The organism is Pseudomonas sp. NPDC089741, from assembly GCF_044748825.1.
Taxonomy (GTDB): Bacteria; Pseudomonadota; Gammaproteobacteria; order Pseudomonadales; family Pseudomonadaceae; genus Aquipseudomonas; species Aquipseudomonas helmanticensis.
Genome location: NZ_JBIVGT010000001.1, coordinates 186,327 through 201,331 on the forward strand (window position 1 = coordinate 186,327; position 15,005 = coordinate 201,331).

The following is a 15,005-nucleotide window of genomic DNA, read 5'->3' on the forward strand; positions in this document are numbered from 1 at the left end:
GGGATCATAACAAACCTGTGCGCTTTTAGAGCATGTGGCGCTTTTGCATGAATATCGCTCATGTTGGTACGAGCGTCATACTGTAGAATCGTGGCGTTTTTTTACAGGATCGGGATCACCGGCATGTCGTACCGCGTCGTCAGCATTGTCTTGCTGTTTTTAAGCTGGGGCGCCGTTGCGCAAGAGCCCGTGATCTCTCCTGCCATTTCGTATAGCCGTGATATCCAGCCGATTTTTACCGAGAAATGCGTGGCCTGCCATGCGTGCTATGACTCCGCCTGCCAGCTCAACCTGGGCAGTGGCGAGGGCGCGGCCCGGGGCGCCAGCAAGATGCCGGTGTATGACGGCGAGCGCACGCAGGCGGCGCCGACCACCCGGCTGTTCTACGACGCCTTCGGCAAACGTGCCTGGCAGCAAAAAGATTTCTATTCCGTACTCGACGCGCAGGGCAGTCAGGCGGCGCTGATGGCGCGCATGCTCGAACTCGGGCACAAGACGCCTTTGACGCCGAACGCCAAGTTGCCGGAAGACATCGTGCTGGGTCTGAACCGCGAAAACATGTGCGCGCTGCCGGCCGAGTTTGAAGGCTATGCCGGTGCCCATCCGAAAGAAGGCATGCCGCTGGCGGTGACCGGGCTGACCGATCAGCAATATCAGACTTTGCAACGCTGGCTTGCCTCCGGCGCGCCGATTGACGAGCAAGGCCTGGCGCCAAATGCGCAAGAAGCACTGCAAATCGCCCAGTGGGAAAACCTGCTCAACATGCCCGGCGCTCGTGGCACTCTGGTCGGGCGCTGGCTTTACGAACACTGGTTCCTCGCGCACATCTATTTCAAGGACGGCGAGCCGGGGCATTTCTTCCAGTGGGTGCGGTCGCGTACACCAAGCGGCCAGCCGATCGACCTGATCGCCACCCGCCGTCCGAATGACGATCCGGGCACGCAGGTGTATTACCGCTTGTGGCCGGTGCAAGGGGTGATCGTACATAAAACCCACATCACCTATCCGCTGAGCGCGGCGAAGATGGCGCGGGTCAAAAGTCTGTTTTACAGCGGTAATTGGCAGGTCAACGCCTTGCCGGGTTATGGCCCGAATAGCCGCGCCAACCCGTTCGCCACCTTCGAGGCGATCCCGGCGCAGGCGCGGTATCAGTTCATGCTCGATAACGCCGAGTACTTCGTCCGCACCTTTATTCGCGGGCCAGTATGCCGTGGGCAGATCGCGACTGACGTAATCCGTGACAACTTCTGGGCGCTGTTCCAGGCGCCGGAACACGACCTGTACATCACCGACCCGAACTATCGCGGCCAGGCCACGCCGTTGCTGGCGATGCCGGGGCAGAACGACGATGTCGGCAGCGTGCTGACCCTGTGGCACAACTACCGCGACAAACGTAATGAATACGAAGCGCTGCGTCGCGACAGTTACGCCGATCAACCGGCGCCGAGTTGGTCGACGCTGTGGGCCGGCAATGACAACGCGCTGCTGAGCATTTTCCGCCACTTCGACAGCGCTTCGGTGACCAAGGGTTTGATCGGCGAAGTGCCGCAGACGATGTGGCTGTTCGACTATCCGTTGCTTGAGCGGACGTATTATCAGTTGGCGGTCAACTTCGATGTATTCGGCAACGTTTCCCACCAGGCGCAGACCCGCCTGTACTTCGACCTGATCCGCAACGGTGCCGAGCAGAACTTCCTGCGCCTGATGCCCGCCGATTCGCGTGAGGATTACCTCGACGATTGGTACCAGAGCAGCGGCCAGTTCAAGATGTGGCTCGATTACGAATCCATCGACGACGACAAGCCGAGCGCGCTGAAGCTTGACGAGAAAGACCCGAAATACGACTTCGCCATGCAACTGTTGTCGCGCTATGGCGACCTCAATGCGCGACCGGATCCGATCAACCGCTGCGCTGGCGCCTATTGCTCGCGGCCGAATATCGCCCCGGCGCTGCAAAACGCCGAGCAGGCGCTGAGCCGACTGACTTCGCGCCCGGCGGCGGGGCTGAAAGTGATCGATCAACTGCCGGAAGCGACCATGCTGCGCATCGAGACCGCCGATGGCAAACGCGAGGTGTACAGCCTGTTGCGCAACCGCGCGCACAGCAACGTCGCGTTTCTTACCGGCGAATCGCTGCGTTATCAGCCAGGGCTGGACACGTTGACCATTTACCCGGGCGTGCTCAGCAGTTACCCGAATTTCATGTTCAACATTCCGGCCGATCAGGTGCCTGCGTTCGTCGATGCACTGGAAAACGCCAAGGACGCCAACCGTTTCGAGAAAATCGTCGAGCGTTGGGGGATTCGTCGCAGCCATCCGCAGTTCTGGTTCTATTTCCATGACCTGAGCCAGTACCTGCACGAAACCGACCCGGTGGAAGAGGGCGTGCTGGACATGAACCGCTACGAGAATCTTTGATCTTTTGCCACCCACCCGCTGTCCCATTTATCAGCACCAACACAAATCCCCCGTGTAGGAGCTGTCGAGTGAAACGAGGCTGCGATCTTTTGATCTTGAAAACCAACAATCAAAAGATCGCAGCGTGCCGCAGCTCCTATAGGGGTTAGTCGAGACCGGGAGAGCGGGCGATGTTGATTTCAGTGCAGGCCCTGCGTGCGCTTGCGGCGTGGACGGTGGTCTGCCACCACTTCATGCAGATTTTCTTCGACTTCGAGGCGCGTGGGCCGATTGGCCAGCTGTTTATCGACAAAGGTGCGGTGGGCGTCGATATTTTCTTCGTCATCAGCGGCCTGGTGATTTTCCTTTCCACCGAGAACAAGCCGCTGCCACCGGCGCGGTTTCTGCTCTACCGATTGTTTCGCATCGTTCCGGCGTACTGGCTGTACACGCTGTTGATGGCGCTGCTGGTGGTGTTTGCCCAGCCGTTGCTGCCGGACCAGACTGTGGACTGGGCGCATCTGCTGCTGTCATTACTGTTCATTCCCACCGAGAATCCCGGCGGATACGGGTTCTACCCGACACTGAATGTCGGCTGGACACTCAATTTCGAAATGCTCTTCTACGTGCTATTTGCCTGGGCGCTGCTGTTTCGCTTGCAGGTGCGGCTGTTGGTGGTTGCGGCGTTGCTGTTTGCCGTTTCGCAAGCATGGACCGGGTTTGGCTGGATCAGCGAGTTCTATCGATCGGACATTGTTTACGAGTTCTTGCTGGGGATCGGCATCGGCATGCTTTATCGCCGGGGCTGGATCGGCGCCGGCCTGTGGTTGCCGCTGCTGGCGATTGTCGCGGCACTGCTGACGATCTACCACTTGGCACCGGCACCAAGGCTGTTCAACTGGGGCGTGCCGAGCGCCGTGCTGGTAATGGCGTGCATTTCACTTGAGCGTTATGTCGAGCGCAGCCGGGTGCTGAAACTACTCGGTGAATGCTCCTATTCGGTGTATCTGATGCACGTTCTGGTGCTGTCAGCGGGTGGGTTCATTGCGCAGCGCTACGCCATCAACCCGTATCTGATGTTTGTTGTGTGTGCGCTGGCGATTGGCGTTGGCTCGTGGCTGAGCTACGAATGGGTGGAAAAGCGCAGTTATCGCTGGCTCAAAGCGCGGGTCGATGGCACGCCCGACGAGAATCTTTCCCGACAAAAATACTAGGACTTTGTCCGGCGCAACGATTGGCGTAAACTGCGCCCAAGCCTGCGAGGAGTTTCCATGACCGCTATTACCATTACCGACGCCGCCCACGATTACCTGGCTGATCTGCTCTCCAAGCAGAACACCCCGGGCATCGGCATCCGCGTCTTCATCACCCAGCCTGGCACCCAGTACGCCGAAACCTGCATTGCCTACTGCAAGCCGGGCGAAGAAAAACCTGAAGACACCGCGCTGGGGCTGAAAAGCTTCACCGCCTATATCGATCACTTCAGCGAAGCGTTTCTCGACGATGCCGTTGTCGATTACGCCACTGACCGCATGGGCGGCCAACTGACCATCAAGGCGCCAAACGCCAAAGTACCGATGGTCAACGCCGACAGCCCGGTCAACGAGCGCATCAACTACTACCTGCAAACCGAAATCAACCCGGGGCTCGCTAGCCACGGCGGTCAGGTCAGCCTGATCGATGTGGTTGAAGACGGCATCGCCGTTCTGCAGTTCGGTGGCGGTTGCCAGGGCTGCGGCCAGGCGGACGTCACGCTGAAGGAAGGCATCGAGCGCACGTTGCTTGAGCGCATCCCGGAGTTGAAGGGCGTTCGCGACGTAACCGACCACACGCAGAAAGAAAACGCCTACTACTGAGTAAGGTGTTCACTGCGGACATGAAAAACGGCGCCCCGTGAGCGCCGTTTTTTTATGGGTGAAATGTACCGACGCCTTCGCGAGCAGGCTCGCTCCCACCTTTGGTATGCAATTTTGATCGTTCCCACGCTCTGCGTGGGAATGCAGCCCGGGACGCTCCGTGTTTCAATTCAGGGCCTGTAAAGGTGCGCATGCCCGGCACGATACAACGATGATTCGCTGAACACTTCACTGCCCAGCACGCGCCCAACCAGAATCAACGCCGTACGCCGAAACCCTTTGGCTTCAACCTTCCCGGCAATATCCGCCAGTGTCCCCACCACCCAATCCTGATCCGGCCATGTCGCCCGGTGAATCACCGCAATCGGGCAATCCGCGCCGTAATGCGGCAACAGCTCTACCAGAATCTTCTGCAGGTGGTTCACGCCCAAATGAATCGCCATGGTCGCGCCGTGCTGCGCCAGGCTGGCGAGTTCTTCGCCGGCCGGCATCGCGGTTTTATCCGCATAGCGGGTCAGGATCACGCTTTGCGAAACATCCGGGAGGGTCAGTTCGGCACCCAGTAACGCCGCACACGCCGCCGTCGCGGTTACCCCGGGAATGATTTCGAACGGGATGCTCAGCTCGCGCAAATAGCGAATCTGCTCGCCAATCGCGCCATACAGACTCGGATCGCCGGAATGCACCCGGGCCACGTCCTGGCCTTTTTCATGGGCAGACTTGATCAGGTCGATGATCTGTTCCAGATGCAGTTCGGCGCTATTGACCAGCGTTTCCGCCTGATGACCGTCCAGCACCGCTGCTGGCACCAGCGAGCCTGCATAGATGATCACCGGGCAGCTGCGGATCAAACGCTGGCCTTTGACGGTGATCAATTCCGGGTCGCCGGGGCCGGCGCCGATGAAGTAGACGGTCATGAAGAAATCCTGTGAAAAACGGGGCAGGGCAATGCTTCAGATGAAGATTGCTCATGATCAAACGGGGAGATTATCGGGATTTTACGCTGCACCGGCCAATGCCAACGTGGCCTGAGCGTATTTTTGCCGGGAAATCAGCAGTTTTGCTGGCGCCTGTATCAGCTGTTCAGCGAGTGCCAACGCCGCGCTTTCTGCCACACCGTAACAACCGGTGCGCTCGTAGGCGATTTGCGAATGGTGGCTGAGTTGCTGCTGATAACTGGCCAGTTCTGCACTGCTGAAGTACAGCAGCGGTAGCGCCAGTTGTGCAGCGAGCTCCTGCAAACCCGGCTCATCGCGTTTCAAGTCGATACTGGCCAAGGCTTTGACCGCTTGCAGTTCAATGCGATGGGCTTGCAACGCCTGGTCAAGCAACGCGCGCAGCGTGCTGGCGGGGCAGCCGCGCTGGCAGCCCAGGCCGACCACCAGGGTCGGCGCTGCGCTGGCAGTCGTCATGCGTGGTATTGACCATCGCTTTTGCGGCGGAACAACCAGGCACTGATCAGGCCCAAGGCCAGCCAGAACGCCACGTTGGTCAACTGCGAAGCGATTTTGAACTGTGCTTCCAATGCTTCGGGAGCGAGCATCGAATGGACTTCCGGCTGCGGAGCGCCGATCACGTGCGGCACGGCCAGAATGGCCACGCCGAGGATTTTCATCAGCCAGTGACGACTGAACACGATCAGCGACAGGCCGACAGCCGTAGACGCGGCAGTGCCGATCCACCACATCTGGCGCGATGCCAGATCAGCGGCAGCGGTGCCCGGCAATTCAGGCGGCAGACCCAACGTCGGCGCGAGGACGAAAGTGGCATAACCGGCCAGACCCCAGAGCAGGCCTTGCGAGGTTTTGGTTGGCGCGCGCAGGGTGTACAGACCCGCGAGCATCAGGGCGAAACCGACCGCAACCACCAGATTGCCGCCGGTGGTCGAAACCACGCGCTGCCAGCCGTCTTCCGGCTCCCAGGCTTCGGCATCGTGGGTGTGCGCAGCTACGCCAGCGGCGTGTTCGTGAACCGCCACCGGCTCGGACTTCTCAAAGGTTTCCGCCTGCAGAATCAGCGGCGAAACCCAAAAGCTTTGCAGCAGGGTGAGGAGCAGGGCGGCCAGCAGGCCGGTGAAACCTGCGGTTTGCGCAATACGCTTGATCATGTCGGCAGGTCTCAGTGGCACGGGAACGCGGCGCTGTGGCGGGTATCGTGGGCGGCGTTGTGTACCGCTTCGATGTGCGAGAAACCGGCGAAGTAGACCAGGCTGGCGCCGAGAATCGACGCGAAGATCGCGGCGGTGAGGCGTTGGCTCAGGGTGGTGGTGCTGGCGATTTTGTCCGTGTTGCTGCCGGTGCTGCTGATGATCGACATGGCGCTTCCCTCTGGAGTGTCAGCGGGTGAATAGAGCGCATGAAAACCCCTGCGGGTCAGGCTCGCAGAGGTTCGAACAGCGCCCGCCCACCGCGGGTTTGTTATGTTCAGCACCGCACAAATGCGGGCTGTGTGTTGCGGGCCGGTCTCCGGGCTCACGAGGGGTTGGCGTCAGGCCGACCTGCAAGCGTCACCTTCCCATGCCGCACGGGCACAGTGGTTTTGACGCTTCGCTCGCTTACCGTTGCGGGGGCAGCACCGGACTGACATGGGCTTGAGTAAAGCACATGATTCACCGGTTTCCCGTTTCACCCTGTGAAGGGCACCCGTAACAAGTTGTGTAGGAGAGCATGAGGGGGGATTTGAGTCAATTGGATGGGGGGCATATCCGTTGCTGCGGTAACGGCGGCTTAGGGTTTCGCCCTTACGGCGAGTCACCTTTTCCAAACGCCGAAAAGGTAACCGAAAAGGCTTTGCCCTGACGTTCGGCCCTCGCTAAGGCTCGGGTTCCTTCGCTCCGGGATTGATCCGGGGTTCATCGCCTACGGTTTGCTTCGCTGCACCTCCTCTCGCTGTGTTTGGCTGCGCCAAACGGTCGCTGCGCTCCCGCCCCGGATCAATCCCTCCACTCAGCCTTCCGACGTCGCTCGTGGATCAAGATCAAAAGCAGGCGAGCTGACACTCGGCCTATCGAGTGGTGAGGAGCGCGGGTGTTCGGCTTTTGATTTGCGTTGTTGCTGCCCCTCACCCCAGCCCTCTCCCGAGGGAGAGGGAGCCGATTTGTGGGCTTTTCAGAATCTGAGCTCAACGCGGTATCGCACGTCGGCGTATCTCTCGCAATCACCTCGGTCAGTCCCCTCTCCCTCCGGGAGAGGGCTAGGGTGAGGGGCTCTTGATCTGGCTTTTGATCTGGCTTTTTTGCCCCTTCGGCAGGCCGAGCGGAGGTGTTCATCCGGGGGGATAGGCGCGCAGCGCCGTTCGACGAAGTCGAACACATCGAGAGGAGGTGCAGCGAAGCAAACCGTAGGCGATGCCCCCGGATGGACACCGTAGCGAGGGAACACTGAGCCTCAGCGAAGTGCCGTACGCCGGGGCAAAGCCTTTTGGGTTACCTTTTCGGCGTTTGGAAAAGGTGACTCGCTGTAAGAGCGAAACCGCCAGCGGCCGCACCCGCAGCAACGGATATGCTCCCAATCCAAAAAAACCCAAACATTGACCCATAAGCAAGCCATGCGTAGCCTTGCGCTTTCGAGGTTCTTTGACACCTGTCGAAGCTAAGAAGGGAACGCGGTCAATGCCGCGGCTGCCCCCGCAACTGTGAACGGCGATGTTCGCTGCCACGCCACTGCCAGCTCAATCGATGAGCCCGCGGGAAGGCGCAGCAAACGCCAGGCCCCGCGCCTGAACGCCGTCAGCCAGGAGACCTGCCTCGTCACAGATTCTCAATTCAACCGGGCGGGGTGATCCGGTGGCGAACTCTCCGGGCACGCACGCGCGTTGCCGGTTCTCGTCCCGTATGCCCGCCGCTTGCCAAAGGGCATACCGATGAAAACACTGGCCAAACTCCCCGTCACTATCGTTACCGGCTTCCTCGGCTCGGGCAAAACCACGCTGCTGCGGCACATGCTCGACAACGCTCAGGGGCGTCGCATCGCGGTGATCGTCAACGAGTTTGGCGAGTTGGGCATCGACGGTGAAATCCTCAAGCAATGCTCCATCGGTTGCACCGAAGAAGAAGCGGTTGGCCGCGTTTATGAACTGGCCAACGGCTGCCTGTGCTGCACCGTTCAGGAAGAATTCTTCCCGGTGATGCGCGAATTGGTCGCGCGTCGCGGCGACCTAGACCACATCCTCATCGAAACCTCGGGCCTGGCCCTGCCAAAACCTCTGGTGCAAGCCTTCCAGTGGCCGGAAATCCGCAGCGCCTGCACCGTTGACGCAGTGATTACCGTGGTCGACAGCCCGGCCGTGGCCGCTGGCACCTTCGCCGCGTTCCCGGATCAGGTCGATGCCCAGCGCAAACTTGACCCGAACCTCGATCACGAGTCGCCGCTGCACGAACTGTTCGCCGACCAACTGGCCAGCGCCGACCTGGTGATCCTCAACAAGGCCGACCAGACCAGCCCGGAAGACCTCGCTCGCGTGCGCGCAGAAGTCGCCGAAGAGCTGCCGCCAGCGGTGAAAATCATCGAAGCCAGCAACGGTCGTCTGCCACTCGACGTGCTGATCGGCCTCGGCGCCGGTTCCGAAGAGCACATCGACAGCCGCCACAGCCATCACGATCACCACCATGGTGAAGGCGATGACGACCACGATGACCACGATCACGACGCCTTCGATTCGATCTCCATCGAACTGCCGCAAGCCGACGAAAGCCTGCTGCTCGACGCCCTGACACAACTGGTGGTCAAGCACGGCATCCTGCGTGTCAAAGGCTTCGCAGCCATTCCGAACAAGCCAATGCGCTTGCTGATCCAGGGTGTCGGCACGCGATTCGACAAACATTTCGACCGTCAGTGGGGCGCCGATGAAGCGCGCGTCACGCGTCTGGTGTTGATCGGTCAGGAGCTCGACGCGGTGCAACTCGAAGCGCAACTGCGCGCCGCGCTCAGCGTTTAAGCCATGCACCTGCTCAGGACCCAGCCCGGCGGATTCGTCTCGGATGACAACATTGCCGACCTTGGACAAACCCCCGCCGAGCTGGTGATCCTGTGCAGCGGCGATTCCAGCCTGGCGCTGCTCGCCGAAGCCGCGCAGCAATTGCCCGAGGATTACCCGAGCCTGCGTCTGGCCAATCCGATGCAGGTGCAGAATCACGCGTCGGTCGACCTGTACGTCGACGAAGTGCTGCGCCACGCCAAGGTGATTTTGATTTCGCTGCACGGCGGCATTGCTTATTGGCGTTACGGCGTCGAGCGTCTGGTCGAGTTGGCCGAGCGCGGTGTGCAGGTGATTCTGGTGCCGGGCGATGACCGTCCCGATCCGGAGCTCAGCGACTTGAGCACCGTCAACGCCGAGGATCGCGACCGGCTCTGGCAGTTTTTGCGTCAGGGCGGCATGGCCAACGCGCTGGATTTTTTCCGCTGTCTGGCCAGCCGCTGGCTCGCGCGTGATTACCCGTGGGACGAGCCGCAAACCCTGCCACGCACCGCGATTTATCACCCGAACAAAACCTCCGCTGCACTGAGTGACTGGCAAGCCGAATGGCTGCCCGAAAATCCGCTCGCGGCGGTGTTGTTTTACCGCTCCCACCTGCAAGCGGCGAACACCGCATTCATCGATGTTTTCTGCCTGCGCTTGCAGGCGGCGGGGCTTAACCCGTTGCCAATCGCCGTGGCCAGCCTGAAAGAGCCCGGCTGCCTGGCGGTGGTCGAGGACTGGCTGGACGAAGTCGAGGCCGGGGTCATTCTCAACACCACCGGTTTCGCCCAATCCAGCCCGGAAGCACCGCATCTGCGGCCGTTTCGCCGCAATATTCCGGTGATTCAGGCGATTTGCGCGCAGGACAACGAACCCGGCTGGCGCGCGAGCGAACAGGGCCTCGGTCCACGCGATCTGGCGATGCACATTGCCTTGCCGGAACTTGACGGGCGCATCATCAGCCGGCCGATCAGCTTCAAGGATCTGGCCTGGCGCAGCGAGCGCAGTCAGTCCGATGTGGTCTGCTATCGCGCGCAACCCGAGCGCATGGACTTCGTCGCCGAACTGGCGCGGCGCTGGATCGAACTGGCACGGGTGCCGAACGCTGAAAAGCGTATCGCGCTGATCCTCGCCAACTACCCGACCCGCGACGGACGTATCGGCAACGGCGTCGGCCTCGATACGCCGGCGGCGGCGTTGAATATCCTGCGGGCCTTGCAGCAACAGGGTTATCCGTTACCGGCCGAACTGCCGGACAGCGGCACCGCGTTGATCGAGCAATTACTCGGTGGCGTCAGCAATGACCTCGACACAATAGACCTCCGCCCGTGTCAGCAAAGCTTGGCAATGGACGATTACCTGACGATGTTCAATGCACTGCCGCCAGCCAATCGTGACGCCGTGTTCGAGCGTTGGGGCGCGCCGCAAAACGACCCGATGTTTCGCGATGGGCGAATGATGATCGCCGGGCTGCGATTCGGTCTGACTTTCGTCGGGATCCAGCCTGCGCGCGGTTATCAGGTGGATCCGAGCGCGGTCTATCACGACCCGGATCTGGTGCCGCCGCACGCTTATCTGGCGTTTTATTTCTGGTTGCGCAACACCTACGGCGCCCATGGCGTGATCCATGTCGGCAAGCACGGCAACCTCGAGTGGCTGCCGGGTAAAGGCGTCGGACTGTCGGAGAATTGCTGGCCGGACGCGCTGCTCGGGCCGCTGCCGAACATCTATCCGTTTATCGTCAACGACCCGGGCGAGGGCGCTCAAGCCAAGCGACGTACGCAAGCGGTGATCATCGATCACTTGATGCCGCCGCTGACCCGCGCCGAGACCTACGGCCCGCTGCGTAATCTGGAATTGCTCGCCGACGAATATTACGAAGCGCAACTGCTCGATCCGCGTCGTGCCCGCGAGTTACAGCGCGATATTCTGCAATTGGTGCGAGACACGCAGATCGACCGTGAACTGCAACTCGATGCCGGCCTGGACAGTGACGCCGATGCGGCGATCTGGCTGCCGCGTCTGGATACGTATCTGTGTGATCTGAAGGAATCGCAGATTCGCGATGGTTTGCACATCTTCGGTGAATCGCCAACCGGGCGCTTGCGCATTGATACCTTGCTGGCGCTGCTACGCATTCCGCGTGGTGACGGCAAAGGCGCGCAATCGAGTTTGCTGCGAGCCTTGGCCAAAGCGTTCGCACTCGGCTTCGATCCGCTTGACTGCGTGCTGGCCGAACCCTGGACTGGCCCGCGCCCGGTTGCACTGCAATCGCAAAGCGAGGAAGCCTGGCGCACCGCCGGCGACACCCGCGAACGCCTCGAACTGTTCGCCACCGAACTGATCTCCCAGTCATTGCAATCCCCTTGTAGGAGTGAGCCTGCTCGCGATAGCGGAAAGTCAGCCAACATTGATTTAACTGACACACTGCCATCGCGAGCAGGCTCACTCCTACAAGGACCGCAGTGGGCGGAGGTCAATGCGATCATCGACAATCTGCGCGACGTCGTCGCTCCACGCCTGGACGCCTGCGGCCCAGCGGAAATGCGCGGTTTGCTCGATGCCCTCAGCGGCCGTTTCGTCCCCGCCGGCCCCAGTGGCGCACCCAGTCGCGGTCGCCTCGACGTGCTGCCGACCGGGCGCAATTTCTACTCGGTGGACGTGCGCAATCTGCCGACCACCACCGCCTGGCGCATCGGTTTCCAGTCGGCGACGCTGATTCTTGAGCGGCATTTGCAGGATCACGGCGATCACCTGCGCCAGCTCGGGCTGTCCGTCTGGGGCACGGCGACCATGCGCACCGGCGGCGACGATATTGCGCAGGCCATGGCCCTGATGGGCGTGCGCCCGGTGTGGGCGACGGGCAGTCAGCGTGTCGATGATTTCGAGATTCTGCCGCTGAGTCTGCTCGACCGTCCGCGCGTCGATGTCACGCTGCGAGTCTCGGGATTCTTCCGCGATGCCTTCGCCAACCTGATTCGCCTGTTCGATGCCGCCGTGCAAGCGGTCGCCGCGCTGGACGAGCCGGACGATCTCAATCCGCTCGCCGCCAAAGTGCGCGCCGAGCGCGAGGCGCTGTTGCAATCGGGCCTCGACGAAGACACCGCGCGGCGTCAGGCCGGCTGGCGGATCTTCGGCGCCAAACCCGGTGCTTACGGCGCGGGCGTGCAGGGCGCGATTGATGGACGTCTGTGGCAAACCCGCGAAGACCTCGCTGAGGTGTATCTGAACTGGGGCGCCTACGCCTATGGCGGTGCCGACGAGGGCACCGCCGCCCGCGAGCAATTCGTCCAGCGCCTGAGTCAGGTGCAGGCCGTTCTGCAGAATCAGGACAATCGCGAACACGACTTGCTCGATTCCAACGACTATTACCAATTCCAGGGCGGCATGCTCGCCGCCGTGGAAAGCCTGCGTGGAGAGGCCGCCGCCAGTTATCACGGCGATCACAGCCAGCCTGATCTGCCAAGGATTCGCACGCTCAAAGAAGAGCTGAATCGGGTGATCCGCTCGCGGGCGGCGAATCCGAAATGGATCGACGGGGTCAAACGCCACGGCTATAAAGGCGCATTCGAGTTGGCGGCGACGGTCGATAACCTGTTCGCATTCGATGCGACCACGCAGTTGATCGACGATCATCAATACGCGCTGCTTGCCGATGCGTACCTGCTCGACCCGGCGACGCGCGAGTTTGTCCGCGAACATAACCCGCATGCCTTGCGCGACATGACCGAGCGCATGCTCGAAGCACAGCAACGCGGCATGTGGCAGGAACCGGGCGCCTATAAAGAGGCACTGGAAAACCTCCTGCTGGACATAGAAGAAGACAGCTGACACAACCCACTCCAAATGTGGCAGCGGGCTTGCTCGCGAAAGCGTCGTATCAGGCACCCATTGCGTTGAATGACACACCGTTTTCGCGAGCAAGCTCGCTTCCACCGTTTGAAAGTATTTCACCGACCATGATTGAGTATTGCAAATGACCGACACCCCGCATTTCCCGCTTTCCGCCGTGGTCGGCGCCGATGACCTTAAACTCGCCCTGTGCCTGACCGCCATCGACCCGAAAATTGGCGGCGTGCTGATCGAAGGCCCGCGCGGTATGGCCAAATCCACGCTGGCCCGAGGTTTGGCGGATCTGCTCGCCAGCGGCCAATTCGTCACGTTGCCATTGGGCGCGACCGAAGAACGTCTGGTCGGCACCCTCGACCTCGATGCGGCGCTGAGCGAGGGACGTGCGCAGTTCTCGCCTGGGGTGTTGGCCAAGGCCGACGGCGGCGTGCTCTACGTCGACGAGGTCAATTTGCTGCCCGATCACCTGGTGGATCTGCTGCTCGATGTCGCCGCCAGCGGCACCAACCTGATCGAGCGCGACGGCATTTCCCATCGCCATTCGGCGAAGTTCGTCCTGATCGGCACGATGAACCCGGAAGAGGGCGAATTGCGTCCGCAGTTGCTCGATCGATTTGGTTTGAACGTCGCCCTCAGCGGCAACACTGTGCCAACCGAGCGCGGGCAGATCATCCGTCGTCGACTGGATTTCGACAGCGATCCGCAAGCTTTCTGTGCGCAATGGGGCACGCAGCAGCACGCCCTGCGCGAACGTTGTGAAAACGCGCGCATTGCCTTGGCCAACATTCCGCTGGACGATGCCGCGCTTGCGCAAATCACTGAGCGCTGCTTTGCTGCCGGGGTCGACGGTTTGCGTGCCGATCTGGTCTGGCTGCGTGCGGCTCGCGCGCATGCCGCCTGGCGCGGCGCCGAGGTGATTGGCGCGGAAGACATCGACGCGGTAGCCGAATTTGCCCTGCGGCATCGGCGCCGCGAGCAGCCGGCCGGCAGTCCTCAGCCGCCTGCGCAAGCGCCGGCCAACACTCAGGCCAGCCCGAGCGAAGGGCAGGGCCAGTGGGGCGACATGCCCGCGCCGGCACTCACCACCGGCGCCCGCCGCGAAGTGCCGGTCTGGCCAAAAAAGCCCTAGGCATTCGCCCCCGATCCGACGCGGGGGCGAATGCCAGACCCCGCGCCGGAAAACTCGATCATGGCCGCCAAGGCAAGCGTCATGCTGCCCGCAACGGCGCGCTGAACTGGGCGGGTACTTTGCTCAACGGTCGCCCTCGGACCCGCGCCGACCTGTTGTTCCAGCAACGCACACGTTCGCCGCATGAACTGTGGCTGGTGATCGTCGATGCCTCGGCGTCGACTCGCCGGCATCAAGCCCTCAGCGATGCCAAAGGCCTGCTCGCGCAATTGTTCGATGACGCCTATCGACAGCGTGCACGTCTGGCATTGTTGACCGCCAGCGGGACGACGCCGCAATGGCAGGTGCAAGGTTTGAAAGCGTCCAGCGGTTTGCGCGTCTGGCTCGATGCGTTAGGAGCGGGCGGCGGCACGCCGTTGCTCGCGGCGCTAGAGCAGGCGCAGCAATGGCTGGCGTTGCGGCGTAAACGTTTTCCGGCCGAGCAGCAGCGCATGCTGCTGGTGACGGATGGGCGTTTGAAGGATTTGTCTGGATCGCCGTGGCTGGAATGCCCAGGGCTGTTGATCGACATCGAACGCGGGCCGATTCGGCTGGGGCGGGCGCGGGAGTTGGCCAGCGCGCTGGATCTGCAGTATCGGCACATCGATGATGTCGCTGTGGTCTGATCGGACCTCATCGCGGGCTAGCCTTCTCCTGCACCCGCAAACCTGCGGAAGCGTGGCTTGCCCGCGATGGCATCGACTCGGTGCGGATACCGCACAAGATAATCCGCAGCACTGCACTATGCTGTTGCGCAGCCCAATCACAAGGAGTGAGCG

The 15,005-nt window shown here is 61.5% G+C and carries 11 protein-coding genes and 2 riboswitches; of the genes, 7 read left to right on the top strand and 4 right to left on the bottom strand.

The window, feature by feature from the left end:
- Nucleotides 1–123 precede the first annotated feature (123 nt).
- From ACIPZE_RS00860 to nfuA, 3 genes are all read left to right on the top strand, one after another.
- Nucleotides 124–2,418, top strand: coding sequence for a fatty acid cis/trans isomerase (locus tag ACIPZE_RS00860; RefSeq protein WP_283436334.1), 2,295 nt, complete (start codon nucleotides 124–126; stop codon nucleotides 2,416–2,418).
- Nucleotides 2,419–2,588: 170 nt separating this feature from the next.
- On the top strand, nucleotides 2,589–3,611 hold the full coding sequence (locus tag ACIPZE_RS00865) for an acyltransferase family protein (RefSeq protein ID WP_400770602.1): 1,023 nt from the start codon (nucleotides 2,589–2,591) through the stop codon (nucleotides 3,609–3,611).
- 57 nt (nucleotides 3,612–3,668) lie between these two features.
- Nucleotides 3,669–4,253: a Fe-S biogenesis protein NfuA gene (gene nfuA, locus ACIPZE_RS00870; RefSeq protein ID WP_007912592.1), complete on the top strand. Its 585-nt coding sequence runs from the start codon at nucleotides 3,669–3,671 to the stop codon at nucleotides 4,251–4,253.
- A 170-nt stretch (nucleotides 4,254–4,423) separates the two neighbouring features.
- Here nfuA and cobM read toward each other — a convergent pair whose 3' ends face one another.
- The 4 genes from cobM to ACIPZE_RS00890 all read right to left on the bottom strand — a co-directional run bounded on the left by cobM (nucleotide 4,424) and on the right by ACIPZE_RS00890 (nucleotide 6,569).
- Entirely contained in the window at nucleotides 4,424–5,170 is a 747-nt protein-coding gene (gene cobM / locus ACIPZE_RS00875; RefSeq protein WP_283436336.1) for a precorrin-4 C(11)-methyltransferase, read from the bottom strand.
- An 81-nt stretch (nucleotides 5,171–5,251) separates the two neighbouring features.
- Nucleotides 5,252–5,665 (bottom strand): cobalamin biosynthesis protein, encoded by a 414-nt coding sequence (locus ACIPZE_RS00880; protein WP_400770604.1) that lies wholly within the window; start codon nucleotides 5,663–5,665, stop codon nucleotides 5,252–5,254.
- Nucleotides 5,662–6,360 carry a CbtA family protein gene (locus ACIPZE_RS00885; RefSeq protein WP_397482822.1) on the bottom strand — a complete coding sequence of 233 codons (699 nt, stop codon included), beginning with the start codon at nucleotides 6,358–6,360 and terminating at the stop codon, nucleotides 5,662–5,664. Before ACIPZE_RS00885 ends, ACIPZE_RS00880 begins: the two co-directional genes overlap by 4 nt.
- Before the next feature lie 11 nt (nucleotides 6,361–6,371).
- Nucleotides 6,372–6,569, bottom strand: coding sequence for a CbtB domain-containing protein (locus ACIPZE_RS00890; RefSeq protein WP_093430890.1), 198 nt, complete (start codon nucleotides 6,567–6,569; stop codon nucleotides 6,372–6,374).
- A gap of 122 nt (nucleotides 6,570–6,691) precedes the next feature.
- Nucleotides 6,692–6,914: riboswitch (cobalamin riboswitch) on the bottom strand.
- 889 nt (nucleotides 6,915–7,803) lie between these two features.
- Nucleotides 7,804–8,016: riboswitch (cobalamin riboswitch) on the top strand.
- A 98-nt stretch (nucleotides 8,017–8,114) separates the two neighbouring features.
- Here ACIPZE_RS00890 and cobW point away from each other — a divergent pair.
- The 4 genes from cobW (at nucleotide 8,115) to ACIPZE_RS00910 (ending at nucleotide 14,852) form a co-directional block, all read left to right on the top strand.
- Complete coding sequence (gene cobW, locus ACIPZE_RS00895; protein ID WP_400770607.1) at nucleotides 8,115–9,188, top strand: cobalamin biosynthesis protein CobW; 1,074 nt, start codon at nucleotides 8,115–8,117, stop codon at nucleotides 9,186–9,188.
- Between the two features lie 3 nt (nucleotides 9,189–9,191).
- Entirely contained in the window at nucleotides 9,192–13,040 is a 3,849-nt protein-coding gene (gene cobN / locus ACIPZE_RS00900; RefSeq protein WP_400770609.1) for a cobaltochelatase subunit CobN, read from the top strand.
- A 145-nt stretch (nucleotides 13,041–13,185) separates the two neighbouring features.
- Nucleotides 13,186–14,187, top strand: a complete 1,002-nt coding sequence (locus tag ACIPZE_RS00905) for an ATP-binding protein (RefSeq protein ID WP_400770611.1) — start codon at nucleotides 13,186–13,188, stop codon at nucleotides 14,185–14,187.
- Nucleotides 14,112–14,852: a VWA domain-containing protein gene (locus ACIPZE_RS00910; RefSeq protein WP_400770613.1), complete on the top strand. Its 741-nt coding sequence runs from the start codon at nucleotides 14,112–14,114 to the stop codon at nucleotides 14,850–14,852. Before ACIPZE_RS00905 ends, ACIPZE_RS00910 begins: the two co-directional genes overlap by 76 nt.
- The last annotated feature ends 153 nt before the right edge of the window (nucleotides 14,853–15,005 follow it).